The sequence below is a fragment of the Streptomyces sp. NBC_00057 genome (assembly GCF_045041165.1).
Classification (GTDB): Bacteria; Actinomycetota; Actinomycetes; order Streptomycetales; family Streptomycetaceae; genus Streptomyces.
The window spans coordinates 2,553,296-2,570,788 of sequence record NZ_CP108256.1 but is presented as its reverse complement, the minus strand read 5'-3'; the positions used below and the strand labels follow the sequence as shown (position 1 = coordinate 2,570,788).

Here is a 17,493-nt window from a genome sequence, read left to right as displayed (position 1 = left end):
CTGGACGGGTGAGCGGCAACGACGTGGCTGGTGGAGTAGTGGACGGTTTGAAGACGTACGAGGTGCGCACCTACGGGTGCCAGATGAACGTCCATGACTCCGAGCGGCTGTCGGGGCTGCTGGAGGACGCGGGTTACGTACGTGCCGCCGAGGGCTCGGACGGCGACGCCGACGTCGTCGTCTTCAACACCTGCGCGGTGCGGGAGAACGCGGACAACAAGCTCTACGGCAATCTCGGCCGGCTCGCCCCGATGAAGACCAAGCGGCCCGGTATGCAGATCGCCGTCGGCGGCTGCCTGGCGCAGAAGGACCGCGACACCATCGTCGAGCGGGCCCCCTGGGTGGATGTCGTCTTCGGTACGCACAACATCGGCAAGCTGCCGGTGCTGCTGGAGCGCGCCCGTATCCAGGAAGAGGCGCAGATCGAGATCGCCGAATCCCTGGAGGCGTTCCCCTCCACGCTCCCCACCCGCCGCGAGTCCGCCTACGCGGCGTGGGTATCCATCTCCGTCGGCTGCAACAACACCTGCACCTTCTGCATCGTCCCGGCGCTGCGCGGCAAGGAGAAGGACCGCCGCACCGGCGACATCCTCGCCGAGATCGAGGCACTGGTCGCCGAGGGAGTCTCGGAGATCACCCTGCTGGGCCAGAACGTGAACGCGTACGGCTCCGACATCGGCGACCGAGAGGCCTTCTCCAAGCTGCTGCGCGCCTGCGGGAAGATCGAGGGCCTGGAGCGGGTCCGTTTCACCTCGCCGCATCCCCGTGACTTCACGGACGACGTGATCGCGGCGATGGCCGAGACGCCCAATGTGATGCCCCAGCTGCACATGCCGATGCAGTCGGGCTCGGACACGATCCTCAAGGCGATGCGGCGCTCGTACCGGCAGGAGCGCTTCCTCGGCATCATCGAGAAGGTGCGCGCCGCGATGCCGGACGCCGCCATCTCCACCGACATCATCGTCGGCTTCCCCGGCGAGACCGAGGAGGACTTCGAGCAGACCATGCACGCGGTCCGCGAGGCGCGCTTCGCCAACGCCTTCACTTTCCAGTACTCCAAGCGCCCCGGAACCCCGGCCGCCGAGATGGAGGGGCAGATCCCCAAGGAGGTCGTCCAGGAGCGGTACATGCGCCTGTCCGCCCTCCAGGAGGAGATCTCCTGGGAGGAGAACAAGAAGCAGGTCGGCCGAACGCTGGAGATCATGGTTGCGGAGGGCGAGGGTCGCAAGGACGGCGCCACCCACCGCCTCTCCGGCCGCGCCCCCGACAACCGCCTGGTCCACTTCACCAAGCCGGACGAGGAGGTGCGTCCGGGCGATGTGGTGACCGTCGAGATCACCTACGCGGCCCCGCACCACCTCCTCGCCGAGGGCGTTCCGGTGGGCGTACGGCGGACCCGGGCCGGGGACGCCTGGGAGAAGCGCACCGCCACCGAGGCCACCAAGCCTGCCGGAGTGATGCTCGGGCTGCCCGGTATCGGTGCCCCGGCGCCGCTGCCGGCCGCTGCGGCCCCCGGCTGCGGCTGCGACTGACACCGGCAGGACGCGAACGGCGGCGGTGGCTGACGGACGCATCGCACCCAAGCAGTACGCTGCCCACCATGCTTGTCGCCGCCGCTGTCTGCCCTTGCCCGCCCCTGCTGGTACCCGAGGTCGCCGCCGGTGCCGCGCCCGAGCTCGACGCCCTGCGGGACGCCTGCGCCGAGGCCCTCGGCGTGCTCGCCGCCGCCCGGCCCGATCTGCTGATCGTGATCGGGCCCGCGGACCGCGCGGGGCGTGGCCCGCATCCCGAGGGGGCCACCGGCACCTTCAAGGGCTTCGGCATCGACCTCGGTGTACGGCTGGGGCGCGAAAAGGGGCCGGTGGCGGACCCCACGCTTCCGGCGTCCCTCGCCGTCGGTGCGTGGCTGCTCGCCCGCGCGCACTGGGCCGAGGCGCCGGTCGAAGGGCTCGGCGTGGGGGAGCCGCTCGAAACCGGTCGCTGCATGAGTACCGGACGGGACCTGGCCGTCAGGGCGGACCGGGTGGCCCTGCTGGTGATGGGCGACGGCAGCGCCTGCCGCACACTCAAGGCCCCCGGCTATCTGGACGACCGAGCCGAGGCGTTCGATGCGGCGGCCGCCCATGCGCTGGGCACGGCGGACCCCGACGCGCTGATCGCGCTGGACGAGTCGCTGGCGTCCGAACTGAAAGCGGCGGGCCGGGCGCCCTGGCAGGTGCTCGCGGGCGCGGCCGAGGGGGCGGGCCTGGGTGGACAGCTGCTGTACGAGGACGCTCCGTACGGTGTGGGCTACCTGGTCGCCACCTGGTCCTGAGCCCCGTCCGTACCCTTGCCCGAGCATATGCAGCCGACGGCCGTGCAGCGTCGTCGCTCCACGGCCGTCCATCGGGCTTGATCGGTTGATGTTCAGGAAGCGGGCGGCGTACCACCCGGCGTACCCGGCGGTGTTTCGCCCTCGTCGTGCTTGGTACCACCCTCGTCGTGCTTGTGGGACAGGCGCTCGACCGCTTCCTTGGCCTTCTTCGTGCCGGACTCGATCTTGTCGCTGTACTTGCCCTTGGTCTTTTGGTCGACCGTCCGTGCGGCCTTGTCGAGCCCTTGGTCGATCTTGTGTCCGTGCTGATGCGCGAGATCGCCGACCTTGTCCTTGGCGGGGCTCAGTTTGGCCTTCAAATTGTCCAGGAAGCCCATCGGGCACCTTCCCTGCTGGGGGACTAGGGTCGGGCGTCCTCTCCGACCTCGCTGCCGACGGCCTCATCAGGCAGCCATGAGAGCGAACGGCAAACCGTGAAAAAACGCCCCTATTCACTTACGAATTCTACTGGTACGGGCGAAGATCCGCGCCGCTCGGAGCATCGCCCCCGGCTACTCGCCTGCCCAGGGGCCAGGGCCGGGGGCTTGTGGCCGGAACGGCAGACGACTCCCGTTCGGAGCCGGTCACCTCACTCGTTCCGGAAGAGGGCCGGAGGTTTGCGAGACTGGGGCGGTGAGAAGTTCAGCTCCCGCACCGCGGGTCATCACCGTCGTCGGTCCCACTGCAGCCGGAAAGTCTGATCTGGGGGTATTCCTTGCTCAGCAGCTCGATGGCGAAGTGGTCAATGCCGACTCCATGCAGCTCTACCGGGGGATGGATATTGGCACTGCGAAGCTGACGCTCTCCGAACGCGGACACGTTCCGCATCACCTGCTGGACATCTGGGACGTCACCGAGACCGCCAGCGTCGCCGAGTATCAGCGGCTGGCCCGCGCCGAGATCGACCGGCTGCTTGCCGCGGGCCGTACCCCCGTCCTGGTCGGCGGCTCAGGGCTGTACGTGAAGGGCGCCATCGACGCCCTGGAGTTCCCCGGCACGGACCCCGGCGTACGGGCCAGGCTGGAGGAGGAACTGGTCGAGCGCGGCTCCGGGGCACTGCACGCCCGGCTCGCGGCCGCTGATCCCGAAGCGGGCCGGGCCATCCTGCCGAGCAACGGCCGCCGGATCGTCAGGGCCCTCGAAGTCATCGAGATCACCGGCAAGCCCTTCACCGCCAATCTCCCCGGTAACGATGCGGTGTACGACACCGTCCAGATCGGCGTCGACGTGGCCCGCCCCGAACTCGACGAACGCATCGCTCTGAGGGTCGACCGGATGTGGACGGCCGGACTCGTGGACGAGGTGCGCGCCCTGGAGGCGCACGGTCTGCGCGACGGACGGACCGCGTCCAGGGCGCTCGGCTACCAGCAGGTGCTTGCCGCGCTGGCCCGGGAGTGCACCGAGGACGAGGCGCGTGCCGAGACCGTACGCGCCACCAAACGATTCGCGCGCCGTCAGGACTCATGGTTCCGCCGCGACCCGCGGGTCCACTGGCTCAGTGGTGCGGCGGAGCACCGCGGGGAACTCCCGCACCAGGCGCTGGCGTTGGTCGAACGAGCGGTTACAGCCTGATCGCATGACGGGAGATCGGTGGCGTAGCAGGGCTCTCTCTGGGCTGCATCGAAGCAGGTCAGAGGGAGTTTCCTGGGTTGCGGGGCTTCGTCAGGCTTCGGCAGTCAGAGACAGCCCTTTCGGGTGTCGGTGCTGACCCCTTGCTGGCTTTGTTGATGGGGAGTCAGTTACACGGGTTGGCTGTGAGCGGGGTGCCGGAGCGTGTGGTGGGTGATGCGACGGGGGAGCTGCCGTGGTGCCTGCGGGTAGAGCAGCGGGCCAGCCCGTTGACTCCTTCAGACGAACGTCCAGGTCCTCATCGACCCGTTCGGACGTCTGCTGTGGGGCTCACCCGCGCTGCCGGGACCCACTCGTGCTCTGACCGCCGCACGGCAGCACGGCATCATTGACGGACTCGCCGACGCCGACGTGAGGTGCTGGGCGGACAAGGCATATCAGGGCGCCGGCTGCCACGTCCGCGTACCGTTCAGAGGCCGCCGGCTCGAGAGGCGGAAGCAGCGGCGCAACAGCAGCCACGCCAAGATCCGCTGTGTGGGTGAGCAGGCGATGGCGGTCCTGAAGGGCTGGCGCCTGCTGCGGGCAGAGAAGACCTGGCGAGACAGCGCCACATACCGCGCAAAAAGCCTTCATCTCCTCAAGGAAACGATCGGCTTCCTCCGACTACCCGGTCCACAGATCTTGACGATTACTGCATTCTTCTCGCCAACCCCGGCATCTACGATGCGGTCCGGATGGCGCAAGGCCAGCGCCCTGCCCAGGAGCTTCCCCTCAAGCGTGCGCACCGCGCCGAGAGCAGTTAGTGCCGGTCGGTCCCCTGTCCGTCTCGGATAGCGAGAGGAAGGCCTTTCTCCGGAAGAAACTTTCAAACGCTCGAGGTCCTGCACTCTCTGTAGCGACCCGAGGTCGCTCAGTGAGATGGGCTAAGCGCCATCTCTGCACCGCAGCCGTGTTGTTGGCGAGATCTTGCCCATAGCGCGCGACTCGCCCAAACGGCAGTGTGCACGTCGTGGACCGGCAAGTCCGGACACCGGTTTCATCGCGGCGTACTCGGTTATGGCTGGTTTCTGGGTGTTAAAAACCGTCACGGAGCGTGTCGCCACTGGCGGCGGCCCGAGCTGCACGGATAGGGCACATTGTCCTAATGGGACTTGCCGCCTGCCGCCACTTCTGACCCATGCGACTCATCCCCCTTGACTACTGCAGATGATCAGGCGTTGACTCCGAGCCACTTGTAGATCTTTTGTGACTCTGGGGTGGGGACTGTGGAGTTCGGGCGGGGGCATCGCCATGCCCGCAAGCGTCGAAGAGACCTGCTGAGCCGAGGCGCCTCGGGTGTGATCGGCGTGGCACTGACGGCGCTGCTGTCGACGATGGTCGTGCAGGCGCCGATCGCTGCCGCGGCCACCGTGGAGACAGAGCCACCGGAGCTGTCCGAGGGGCAGAAGGCGCTGGCCGCGGCGAAGGAGTCCGGCGAGCGGGTCGAGGTTGTGGGGCAGCGTTCGGCTGAACGTCAAGGAAGGCGCGTCGGGCAACCTCGCCGCAATCGACGATGACGGCAGGACGGTGTTCAAGGCGCCGCCGGCTCGTATGTGGAATTCCGCCGGCAAGGACCAGCCATCGCCGCCGGCGGTCGTCTCGGAGCGTGCCGCGCTGGATGAGACTGCTCCCTCCGACCCGGCCGCGAAAGCCTCATCGAGCGCCGGTACCGAGCCGGGGCAGGGCGATCAGGTTGCCAAGGTGGACATCGAGGTCGGGAAGGGGACGCTGTCGACCGTGCCGGATGCAGATCTGCTCGCGGTCAAGGACTCGGCAGTCTATCCGCTGTACATCGATCCGTCGGTAACCTGGGGCGAATCCGAGCGGACGCTGCTGCGCTCGGATGGCTACGAGGACTATGCCTGGGGCAATGGTGACGACGACCAGGGCAAGGGTGCTGGCAAATGTGGCACCTGGAACGGCTATGGATGCGGGCCCGGGTACGTACAGCGCCTGTACTACGAGTTTTCGCCCGCCAGTTTGAAGGGCAAGCATGTCCTGGATGCCACGTTTCGGGTGACGGAGCCGTGGGCCTTCCAGTGCGAGCCGCGCTGGGTGGACCTGGTGCGGACGAACAACATCTCGTCCTCCACCACGTGGTCCTCGCGCCCGAAGGAGCTGGACTTGATGGGCGACCGTCACGTGTCGGCGGGCCGGGGAGATCTCTGCAGTCCCGGATTGCCCAATGCGGCGATCGAGTTCAACGACGATCCGGAAGAGACCAACGAGAACCTCACGCCGACCGTGAAGGATTTCGCGGCAGGAAAGTTCTCCCGGCTCACGCTGGAGATCCGGGCGCACGATGAGTCGGACACCGCGGCATGGAAGCGGTTCAAGAACGATGCCGTCCTCGAGGTCTCCTTCGTGGGTATCCCGGACAAGCCGAGTGGCATTGGCCTGGTGACTGGTTCGGGCACGGTGTGCTCGACCAGCGAGTCGAACCCGACGATCGCGTCCGACCCGACGCCGGCGCTGACCGCGACGACGCAGACCAAGGCCGGCGGTGAGGAGGACGCGCAGCTGCGGATCTTCTTCGACGTCGACCGGAAGAACACTGACGGCACGTGGGCGGACACCAACATCGGGACGAATGACGCGCGGCCGTCGACGGGATACGCGGGGGACGGGAAGAAGCAGGTCATCAGCTGGTCCACCCTGAACGAAGGGCCGGTACACCGCTACCGGGCCTGGACGCAGTCGTTCTACAACAACGGATCGAGCCACCTCTCCGGTCCTTCCAATGGCTCTACCACTGGGTTCTGCTACTTCAAGGTCGACCCGACCGCCCCGAAGGCTCCGAAGATCACCATCGGTGCGCCGTACACCGAGTGCCTTCCCAACGCCTGTGAGGGCAGGGGCGGTCCGGGGCAGAAAGCCACCTTCAGCCTCGCGCCCGCCACGGGTGACACCGGCGTGGTGTCCTACCAGTACACGCTCTCGGGCATGACGAGCTGGCTGACGGTCAACGGCTCCACAGCGAGCGTTCCGCTCACACCGGATCGGGAGGGCAGCTTCACCCTGTGGGCCAGGGCGAAGGACAACGTGGGCCGCTACGGGGCGTGGAACGCGGTGGACTTCCTCGTCGCCGCCGGACCAGGTCCCATCGGCCGCTGGCACTTCGACGAAGCCGATGGAGCCGCGATCAACTCGGCGACCTCCACCGCAGGCCGGCACGGAGCCACCCTCGGTGGCGGAGCGGTCCGTGATGATCGGGGCCGACGCGGCGTGATTACCCATGACGCGCAGGGCCAGCCGTTGGCGAACCCCGTCACGGACAAGGGCCTCTCCCTGAACGGCACCAGCAGCTACGCGGCCACCGCCGCCACCGTGCTGGAGACACGGTCCGCATTCACCATGGCCACCTGGGTGCGGCTGGACAAGAAGGGCGCGGACGCCACGGTCCTGTCCCAACGCGGAGCCCAGAAGACTCCCTTCACGTTCCGCTATCTGGCCAGCGCCGACAAGTGGTACTTCGGAATGATGAAGGCCGATGCCAGCCAGTACTGGGGACAGTATTCCGCCTACCCGGCCGAGGTCGGCGTCTGGACGCACCTGGCCGCCACCTACGATCCCGCCACCGATGAACTCGCCTTCTATGTGGACGGCCGAAGGCAGGGGCAGGTGATCAAGCCTGGTGCCGGCTCGTGGGAGTCGGCGGGTCCGCTGCAGATCGGTCGCCAGGAAAACGTCAGCGGAACCTTCAGCCAGTACTTCCCGGGGTCGATCGACGAGGTGGCTGTGTGGCAGACCGTCCTGACGCACCAGCAGGTCGCCGATGAGGGACGGGCACTGATTTCGGAGCAGTTCGCGGGAGTCGAGCTCATGGCGGACTGGGACGCCGGTCGTGGCAGTGGGACGACCGTCGCCGACACCACCTCGGGATACGGGAAGAGTCTCACGTTGACCGGCGGTGCGACCTTGGACGGCGAGGCCATTGTGCTCGACGGCGTCGATGACGCGGCCACGGCAGCGGGTCCGCTGGTCTACGACCACGCGGCGTTCACCGTGACGACGAGGGTGCAGCTCGACGGCGCGACGCTCGCCGGAAAGGCCGTCGGCTACACAGGTCAGGTTCTCGGACAACGGACGGCCGACGGCTCGGCGTGGGGCTTCTGGTACGAGCTCACCGGCAAGGGCACCGAACTCGACGAGGAGACCCTGGAGGAGAGGTCGGTCCCCCTCGGTGTGTGGCACTTCGGACGTCTGAACGCGGACGGGACATGGAGCTCTGTGGCTTCGGAGGAAGTGGCCGCATTGGACACCCCGGTCAGGCTCACCGGGATCTACGACTCCATGTACGGCACCATCAGCCTGCACCTCGGCTACAACCAGGAGGGCGACTCCAAGGACTTCACCGTCCAGCTGGGCACCGGGGACTTCGCCATCGGCAAGGGCTTCACGGACGGAACATGGAAGCACTTCCTGCCCGCGCGGGTCGAGGAAGTGCGGCTGTGGGCAGGCGCGATGGCCAGCCCGGAGCAGATCGACGCACACGTTGGCGACTGATTTCGGCGATGGGCGGCGGCACGAAGGCCGCCGCCCACGTGCGGCCGAACAGTGACGTCGCCGTGGCGACTCAATGACCTTTCTGAACCTTGTGGACTGGGTGGGGACGGAACTCTGATGGCGTTTGGCATAGGCACCTCAAGACGGGGTTCGGGTGGTGGACGGCGTTGGGGACGCCGGCTGGTGACTCCTGTGGTGGCGCTGGCCCTGCTTGCCCCTCTTGGGGAGGTACAGGGCGCGGTCGCCAAGGACGCCGGAGTGGTTCGAGCTGGTTCGGACCGGCCGGATGTTCCCAAGCCCCGGGTAAGCAAGGTCAAAGAGGTCAAGGGCCTGGGAGCGAAGAAGGCTCGTGACAGGGTCGCAGCGGGCAAGAAGGCCGGGGCTGCGCAGGCGGAGCGTGCCCGCAATGAACAGACGGTTACCTGGCCCGAGCGTGATACCGCAAGCATCGAGCTCGTTGATGATAAGCAGGCCACGGCAGAGCTCGGCGGCACGTCCGTCTCAGTGGTGCCTGAGAAGGGCAGAAACGCAGCTGCATCTGGTACCGCCCAGGTCACGATCCTGGACCAGAAGGCCGCGGACAAGGCGGGCATCACCGGCGTGCTGCTCAGCGCAGCCGCGGACGCCGCTGGCACTGCGGAGATCAGCGTCGACTACAGCGGCTTCGCCTCCGCCTTCGGTGGTGACTGGGCCCAGCGGCTGCGTCTGGTGCAGCTGCCCGCCTGCGTACTGACGACGCCGGAGAGGGCCGGATGCCGCAAGCAGACCTCGCTGAAGACGGATAACAACGCTTCCGAGCAGTCGGTTGCGGCCCAGGTCACCCTGGCCAAGGCGGAGCGCGGCGGGCCATCAGCCCAGTTGCTTGCGAGCGCTGAGGTGCCGAGCGCCACCGTGTTGGCGGTGACTGCTGCTGCAGCCGCATCCGGCGAGTCACCCAAGGGAACGGGCAACTACTCGGCGACGGAACTCTCTCCCTCATCCTCCTGGGAGGCTGGCGGCAGCTCCGGTGCGTTCACCTGGAACTACGGGTTTAGCGTGCCGCCGGCCGCGGCCGGCCCCACGCCACCCCTGTCGCTCTCCTACGACTCGGGCAGCATCGACGGCCGCACCGCCACCACCAACAACCAGGGCTCCGCGGTCGGTGAGGGCTTCTCCCTGACCGAGTCCTACATCGAGCGCACCTACGGCAGTTGCGACAAGGACGGTCATACGGACGTCTCGGACCACTGCTGGAAGTACGACAACGCACGCATCGTCCTCAATGGCAAATCCAGCCGCCTGATCAAGGACAACACCTCCGGAGACTGGCGTCTGGAGGACGACGACGCCTCCACCGTGACCCGCTCCACCGGCGCGGACAACGGCGACGACAACGGCGAGTACTGGACCGTCATCACCGGCGACGGCACGAAGTACGTGTTCGGCCTGAACAAGCTCGACGGCGCCGCCGACCAGCGCACCAACTCCACCTGGACCGCCCCCGTATTCGGCGACGACTCGGGCGAGCCCGGCTACGACACGGGCAGCGCCTTCGCCGACCGGTCCCTGACGCAGGCGTGGCGATGGAATCTCGACTACATCGAGGACACCAGCGGCAACGCTTCCACCTACTGGTACACCAAGGAAACCAACCACTACCCCAAGAACAAGGCCACCACCGCCAACGCCTCCTACACCCGTGGTGGCTACCTCAAGGAGATCAAGTACGGGCTGCGCAAGGGCGCCCTGTTCACCGATGACGCCGATGCGAAGGTGACCCTCGCGCACGCCGAACGCTGCACCGTCGGCGACTGCGCCGAGCTGACCGAGGACACCGCCAAGAACTGGCCCGACGTCCCCTTCGACGCCATCTGCAGCGACGGCGAAACCGAGTGCAACGCAGCCGGCCCGTCCTTCTTCTCCCGTAAGCGTCTCACCGGTATCAGCACCTTCTCCTGGAACGCCACCACCAAGGCGTACGACCCGGTGGACACCTGGACGCTCACCCAGGACTACTACGACGCAGGTGACATCGGAGACACCACCGACCACGTCCTGGTCCTGGAGTCGATCAAGCGGACAGCCAAGGCCGGTCCCGCGGCGATCGATGTCAACCCGGTGACCTTCACCTACCAGCTGCGCCCGAACCGGGTCGATGGCACGGACGACATCCTGCCGCTCAAGCGGCACCGCATCGAGACGATCACTTCCGAGACCGGGTCGATCACGACGGTCACGCTGTCGCAGCCCGAGTGCAAGCGCAGCGAAGTCCTCGGCGCCGCACAGGACACCAACACCCGCTCCTGCTACCCGCAGTTCTGGAACATCAACGGCGCCTCCGAGGCGTCGGTGGACTGGTTCCACAAGTACCGCGTCCTGGCCGTCGGCGTCGCCGACCCCACCGGCCAGAACGAGACGATCGAGCACGCCTACGACTACGCCGGTGCCGCCTGGCGCCACAGCGATGACCCGTTCACCCCGAAGGACGAGCGGACGTGGTCGGAGTGGCGCGGCTACCGCGACGTCACCACCTACACCGGAGCGTTGGACACCACCCGCTCCAAGAGCGTCTCCCGCTACCTGCTGGGCATGAACGGGGACAAGAACAAGGACGGCACCACCAAGACTGTCAGCATCGAGCCGCTGATGGACACCGATGTGGACTTCACGGCCCTGACCGACAGCGACCAGTACTCGGGTCAGCTGCTCCAGAAGGTCACATACAACGGCAGTCAGCCGATCTCCACCTCGTACACGAACTACACGTACAAGAACACCGCCAGCCAGTCGGTGCCGGACGCGACAGATCACACGGCCCGCTGGGTACGGCCCAACTCGGCCTACGCCAGCACCTACCTCACAGCCTCCAAGACCTGGCGCACCCAGGTGACCACCAGCCGCTACGACGACCTGGGCATGGTCACCTCGCACGACGACTACGGCCAAAAGGGCCTGGGCGGCGACGAAACCTGCACCCGCACCTGGTACGCCCGCAACACGGACGCCGGCATCCACAGCCTCGTTTCCCGCACCCGCACCGTCGGCAAGGAATGCTCCGTCGCCGACACCACGCTCGACCTGCCGGCCGACGACAAGCGACCCGGCGACGTCCTGTCGGACACCGCGACCGCCTATGACGGTGCCACGTGGTCGGACTCGATGAAGCCGACCAAGGGCCTGGTCACCTGGACCGGCCGCGCGAAAGGCTACGCATCCGGCACGCCCAGCTGGCAGACGCTCACCAGCGCGGCGACCGCGGACTTCGACGTCCTCGGCCGGCCGCTCAAGGTCACCAACGCGGACGGACAGCCAACCACCACCGCGTACACCCCCGCCACGGCAGGGCCGGTAACCAAGATCATCAGCACGGATCCCAAGACCTTCAAGACCACCAGCTTCCTCGATCCGCGCAGTGGCCAGACGCTGCGCACCTATGACGCGAACCTGAAGAAGACCGAACTCGTCTACGACGCCCTGGGCCGCCTCACCCAGGTGTGGCTGCCGAACCGGGACCGCGGCAGCGAAAGCGCCACCTTCGGCCCCAACACCAAGTTCGAATACACGATCGACAACAAAGATCCGTCCTGGGTATCGACCGCGGCGCTGAAGAAGGACGGCAAGACCTACACCACCAGCTACGCCATCTACGACTCGATGCTGCGCCCGCTGCAGAGCCAGACCGAGACGTCCAACGGCGGTCGCCTGCTGACCGACACCCGCTACGACACCCGCGGCCTCGCGTACGAGACCTACGCGAACATCTTCGACACCACCAGCACACCCAACGGCACCTACACCCGTGCCGAGTACGGTGAATCACCCAACCAAAGCGCCGCCGTTTTCGATGGAGCCGGCCGGGCCACCAAGAGCACCCTGCACGTCTTCGGCGTGGAGAAGTGGTCGACCACCACGAGCTACACCGGCGACTCCACCGCCACCACTGCCCTCGACGGCGGCACCGCCGCCCGCGCCATCACGGACATCCGCGGCCGCACCGTGGAAAGCCGTGAGTACGCCGGCAAGTCGCCGGCCGATACCCAGTACGGCGATGGCCTCGGCGTCAGCTTCGCGTCGACCAGGACCACCTACTCCCGAGGCGGCCTGCAAACACAGATCACCGGCCCGGACGACGCCAAGTGGTCCTACACATACGACCTGTTCGGCCGGCAAAGCGAGGCCAAGGACCCCGACAAGGGCACCAGCGCTACCGAGTACGACGTCCTCGACCGGGCCATCAAGTCGACCGACTCGCGCGGCAAATCGATCCTGACCGGATACGACGAGCTCGGCCGTATCACCGGCACCTGGGCCGGCTCCAAGACGGACGCCAACCAGCGCACCGGGTACACCTACGACACGCTACTCAAGGGCCAGCCCGACAAGTCCACCCGATACGTCGGCGGCAAGGCCGGGCAGGCGTACACCGACACCATCACCGAGTACGACAGCCTGTCCCGCCCGGTGGCCAACACCCTCGAACTGCCCGCTGACGACCCGTTCGGCGCACTGAGCACGTTGTCGTTCAAGAGTTCCTACAACCTCGACGGCACAGTCGAGACCGCCGAGGAGCCGGCTCTCGGGGGCTTGCCCTCAGAGATCATCGACTACGGATACAACAACGTCGGCCAGATCACCTCGGTCGGCGGCTCCACCGGCTACCTCCTCAACACCACCTACTCACCGCTCGGCCAGCCCTGGGAACAACGCCTGGGAACAGCCAACACGGCCGATCACAAGAAGGTATCCATCAGGAACACCTTCGAAGACGGCACCGGCCGCCTCACCCGCAGCAACATCAAGGCCGACGCCCAGCCCTACATGCTGCAGGACCTCAACTACAGCTTCGACCAGGTCGGGAACGTCACCTCCATCACCGACCCCACCACGCTCGGCAGCACCAGCGGCGCCGAAACCCAGTGCTTCGCCTACGACGGCCACCGCCGCCTCACCGAAGCCTGGACCCCCAGCCTGTCGGTAACGCGAACGATCCCAAGCCATGGCCTCGGTGACGAGGGAGCAATCAGAGGTGGACAGATGAACGTGGTGTGGACGGCAACATCGCCGGAATCGGATGAATTCTATCCACTCGAGAAGGAGACGGACCTCAGTGAACTATCCGACCGTTTCCGAGAGTTGCGTGAGTTTGGTGCCGGATACCTGGAAGTTCGGCATCCGGAATGCGACTATCCGCAATTGACCCTCGGATTCCGCGGCGAACATGCAGTTATCCACCGGTTTGTAAGCCCCGATGCCATGTCTTTGCTTTCAGGGGACGCTTCCGTCCCCGCAACGATGGTGATCGAAGTTCCGATCATGGGCGAATTGGCGGAATTTACAGGTGACTTTGCGGTTCGTGCAGAGCACGCCTGGGATCTCGTTGACGAGTTCGTTCGGACTGGAGAGGTCAGCGGATTGGGTGAGTGGTGTGACCTGTAATCGAGCGCTATCGATGCGGCTTTCTTCCTGGGAGGAAGTAGGCGTCAATCCGGGATCGTTCGAAGCTTTCATAGAGGCTTCTCCCCGGTGACGGGGGAGGGGGACGCGTGCTGGAGCAGCGCATGGCGGAGCTTCTCGGGGTCGATGAGGGTGTCGTCGTCGCGTAGTTCGCACCAGCCGCCGAAGTATTCGTCGGCGCGGCAGGGGTTCGGGGCGACCAGTCATGAGCCGTGTGAGAGTAGCCGCACGGGCAGGCCGTGCCATGCGTCGGCCGTGCTCATGGGAATCGCGAAGTGCAGGCGTGTGCTGGGCTGGTCGTACAGCACGGGGCCGATGGATTGTCCGGTTGTTCGCAGCAGGGACAGGGCCAGGAGTCCGGGTTCCGCGTGGACGCGGAGGAGGTCCCAGCCGTTGCCGGCTGCCAGCGGATTTGTTCTGCTGGCCCGCGGGCTGGTCGGCTCCGACGCCGCAACCCGTGCCAATACGCCCCCACAGCCACTCCGACAGCAGATGCACAGCAGGGTCGGGTTCACGAGGCTCGCCCAGCCCGGCGCGGGCAGCTGCTCGGCCCCGGCGGGTAATCTCCACCAGTACCCGACCCACATGGCCAATGTCGGGATGCTCGATGTCGGCGTACGGGCTCTGGTGCAGAGGTGCGTACGGGTTGATCTGCAGAGGTAAACCGGCGTGTCGGGGTGGGGTCTGGCGTGCTGAGAGGAGTCTGGCGCTGACTGCATGACGCGTCGAGGAGAGGCCGACGAATGTTGCTGGAGCCGGAGCGGTGGCTGGAACTGCGGCGTTTCCGGGCTCTGCATGAGGCGGGTGCGAGCATCTCGGAGATTGCCCGGGAGACTGGCCTGAACTGGCGGACGGTCAAGAAGTACCTGGAGAGCGACGGGCCTCCTGAGCCTCCGGCGGCGGCGCCGCGGTCGGATCTGGGCAACCAGGTGATCAAGCCGTGGGCGCATGTGATCGATGCCTGGCTGCGGGCCGAGGGGTGCTGCTGAAGGCCGCGGTGATCCATGAGCGTCTCGTCGAGCAGTATGACTTCCCGCACCACTACCAGCGCGTCGAGATGTATGTGCAGCAGGCCCGCCCCAGGATTGCGGAGGAGCTCGGATATACCCCGCGAGAGCTGGCCCGGCTGCACCGCCGCTTCGAAGTGGTGCCCGGCGCCCAGGCCCAGGTCGACTGGGGAGACGAGGGCGGCATCCTGGCCCATGTCGGGATCCCGAAGGTCTACTCCTTCCACATGGTCCTGCCCCACTCTCGGGATCCGTTCTGCTGAGGGCTTCCTTGGCAAGACAACCGACGAAACCACCGGCCTCACCCACATCGGCGCCCGCGAATACGACCCCACCATCGGCCAATTCATCAGCATCGACCCCATCCTCGACCCGGCACAGCCCCAATCCCTCAACGGATACAGCTACGCCAACAACACCCCCGTTACCGCATCCGACCCCTCCGGCCTCTGGTGCGACAGCTGCAACGACGGAATGGGCTGGACACGCCCCGACGGCGGAACCAGAGGCGATGAGAACGGGGGCAAAAACCCCGACGGCAGCGTCCGCGGCACACCCGGCTTCCCCAGCACCCAACCGGTGCCCGCTGGTCACGGCAACAGCCCCGGAGCCGGAAAGGTCATAACGAATCTGGGGCACGGCGCCCCCGCGCTGCCCCCGCCGGACGTCTACCGGGACTACCAGTCGAAGCTCCCCGGCGTCGCACAGATGAGCAACCTCGGCACCTACATGCCGGAACTCAGCTACGCACTCAACGTAGAGCTCTACTTCAGGGAACGCTGCAGCTTCTCATTCGACGAATCGTGCTTCGCCATCCGCGACTTCTACACCAAGGGTGAGGACTCCCACGGGCTTCCCAAGTACTGGGCACACGTCGACGACATCCCCCTCATCAACACGTGCCCCATATGCCAAAACATCGGCTTCCAGGCGCTGATGACGGCGCTGCCCGTCGGGAAGTTCAAATACGCGCCGAAGTGCTTCCTGGCCGGCGCCGACGTCCTCATGGCCGACGGCGATACCAAAGACATCGAGGATATCGAAGTCGGCGACATGGTCATGGCCGCCGACCCGGAGACGGGGGAGCAGGGGCCCGAGAAAGGTGACGCGCCTCATCCGAAGCGAGGGTGAGAAGCAACTCAATACGCTCACTATTCTCACACCGGACGGTCCGGAAAAGCTCACGGCCACACGCGAGCACCCCTTCTGGTCCCCGTCCGAGCGGGCCTGGGTGGAAGCAGGCGACCTCACCCCGGGGATGACGCTGCGCACCGATACCGGTGAAACAGTCGAGATCACCGGGAACAAGTCCTTCACCAAGCGCACCAAAACCTACAACTTCACCGTCGACGAGCTCCACACGTACTATGTACTCGCCGGGACAACTCCAGTTCTCGTGCACAATACGTGCGGACCGGGGATCACGACGCGAACCGAGAAGGCTGGTGATATCGGTAAATACACCGAGGGGCAGAAGATCCGGGATCCAGCGCCGCAGTGGTATCACGAGGAACTGAGCAATGAAGAACTTCTGGATGGAATCAACAACCCTGGTGAAGGAGACGGACTCCTCGTCTCGTGCGACGGCACGATCCTTGGGGGCATCACCGTTGGGACGAACTCCAAACAAGAGTCAGAGACGGGCGCATTGACCCAGATACGCCCATACGCATTGACGTCTACGACCCGGAGTAGTACCTGATGCCTCTGATTCATTCGACCGACCCCGACTTTCGCGTGTGTCAGATCAGCTTCGATGCGCTGATCGCGATCCAGTTGGAGGCGGAGAGGCGAGGCTGGGCGACTCGATGGTCCTCGGTAGATGCGCTCCGCAGCCAGGTCAGGGATAGCGCCGTCGTCCTCCAGTCACTGATGCGCGAGGAGTGAGGAGGGGCTGTGTGGGCATACCGGTGTCTCGTGTTGTTCTCAGTTGCGGATGGCGAGGAAGCTGGCGGAATCGCCACGATCGATCTTGATCCGGCAACGTTCGAGTCGTTGGAGCGAATTGATCGGGACCCGGATGCTCGAAAGGCTTTTGCGCGAATGTTCTCCCTTGCGAGCGGCGGAATTTCGATGGTCTCGAAGAAGTAGCGAGATCTATCAATGGTCAACCATTGGCGGAGCGGTCGCAGGTCGAGTCGGCGAATTTCTCGTCTCCCTGGATGGGAAACTGATCTCTGACGCGAAGCTTGGCCGCCCAGCTGGGAGAATTACCCGTCGATAACGACCAGCGATAACCGCAGAGGCCCCACCGGAATGATGTTCCGGTGGGGCCTCTGTGGTGTCTGACGGCAGTAGTTGACGGCAACGTCAGCGGACGGGGGTTGCGCAGGGGGGTGGTTCGTTGCCGTCGTCGGGCTTGCTGGTGCTCTCGGTGGGGTTGCGGAGGGCGTGGCCGAGGAGGTCGATGGCGTCGCGTTGGAGGCGGAGCCGGACGTGGGCGTACACGGTGGCGGCGACGCCGATGTGGGCGTGCCCCAACAGTTCCTTGATCACCACGAGTTCGACGCCCTGCTCCAGGAGGAGGGTCGCCGCCGAGTGCCGGAGATCATGGAAGCGAATGCGGCACACAGGAAGGCTGACTGA

8 protein-coding genes and 5 pseudogenes are annotated in these 17,493 nt (G+C 66.1%); 11 read left to right on the top strand and 2 right to left on the bottom strand.

The features are described from left to right. Positions 1–38 precede the first annotated feature (38 nt). Positions 39–1,532 (top strand): tRNA (N6-isopentenyl adenosine(37)-C2)-methylthiotransferase MiaB, encoded by a 1,494-nt coding sequence (gene miaB / locus OG953_RS11960; RefSeq protein WP_405691784.1) that lies wholly within the window; start codon positions 39–41, stop codon positions 1,530–1,532. A 68-nt stretch (positions 1,533–1,600) separates the two neighbouring features. Beyond that, positions 1,601–2,314, top strand: a complete 714-nt coding sequence (locus tag OG953_RS11955; RefSeq protein ID WP_405684072.1) for a class III extradiol dioxygenase subunit B-like domain-containing protein — start codon at positions 1,601–1,603, stop codon at positions 2,312–2,314. Positions 2,315–2,406: 92 nt separating this feature from the next. Here the strand turns inward: OG953_RS11955 and OG953_RS11950 are convergent, their stop codons facing one another. Next, the gene (locus tag OG953_RS11950) at positions 2,407–2,691 is read right to left on the bottom strand and encodes an antitoxin (protein ID WP_405684071.1); all 285 of its coding nucleotides are present in this window, start codon (positions 2,689–2,691) and stop codon (positions 2,407–2,409) included. Positions 2,692–2,986: 295 nt separating this feature from the next. On the opposite strand from OG953_RS11950, the gene miaA reads away from it, so the two are divergent. From miaA to OG953_RS11905, 9 genes and pseudogenes are all read left to right on the top strand, one after another. Next, positions 2,987–3,925: a tRNA (adenosine(37)-N6)-dimethylallyltransferase MiaA gene (gene miaA / locus OG953_RS11945; protein WP_405684069.1), complete on the top strand. Its 939-nt coding sequence runs from the start codon at positions 2,987–2,989 to the stop codon at positions 3,923–3,925. A gap of 282 nt (positions 3,926–4,207) precedes the next feature. Further along, positions 4,208–4,504 (top strand): annotated as a pseudogene (locus OG953_RS11940) (transposase family protein); the annotation flags it as partial. A gap of 755 nt (positions 4,505–5,259) precedes the next feature. After that, positions 5,260–5,478 carry a hypothetical protein gene (locus OG953_RS11935; protein ID WP_405684068.1) on the top strand — a complete coding sequence of 73 codons (219 nt, stop codon included), beginning with the start codon at positions 5,260–5,262 and terminating at the stop codon, positions 5,476–5,478. Positions 5,479–5,512: 34 nt separating this feature from the next. Then, positions 5,513–8,467: a LamG domain-containing protein gene (locus tag OG953_RS11930; RefSeq protein WP_405684066.1), complete on the top strand. Its 2,955-nt coding sequence runs from the start codon at positions 5,513–5,515 to the stop codon at positions 8,465–8,467. Between the two features lie 507 nt (positions 8,468–8,974). Then, positions 8,975–13,414 (top strand): annotated as a pseudogene (locus OG953_RS11925) (RHS repeat-associated core domain-containing protein); the annotation flags it as partial. 879 nt (positions 13,415–14,293) lie between these two features. After that, a complete protein-coding gene (locus OG953_RS11920) occupies positions 14,294–14,563 on the top strand; it encodes a hypothetical protein (RefSeq protein WP_405684065.1) in 270 nt (89 codons plus the stop codon). Between the two features lie 80 nt (positions 14,564–14,643). Next, positions 14,644–15,167: pseudogene (locus OG953_RS11915) on the top strand (IS21 family transposase); the annotation flags it as partial. A 4-nt stretch (positions 15,168–15,171) separates the two neighbouring features. Further along, positions 15,172–16,324: pseudogene (locus OG953_RS11910) on the top strand (polymorphic toxin-type HINT domain-containing protein); the annotation flags it as partial. A gap of 284 nt (positions 16,325–16,608) precedes the next feature. Then, positions 16,609–16,794: a hypothetical protein gene (locus OG953_RS11905; protein ID WP_405684063.1), complete on the top strand. Its 186-nt coding sequence runs from the start codon at positions 16,609–16,611 to the stop codon at positions 16,792–16,794. A 423-nt stretch (positions 16,795–17,217) separates the two neighbouring features. Here the strand turns inward: OG953_RS11905 and OG953_RS11900 are convergent. Then, positions 17,218–17,472 (bottom strand): annotated as a pseudogene (locus OG953_RS11900) (tyrosine-type recombinase/integrase); the annotation flags it as partial. Positions 17,473–17,493 lie beyond the last annotated feature (21 nt).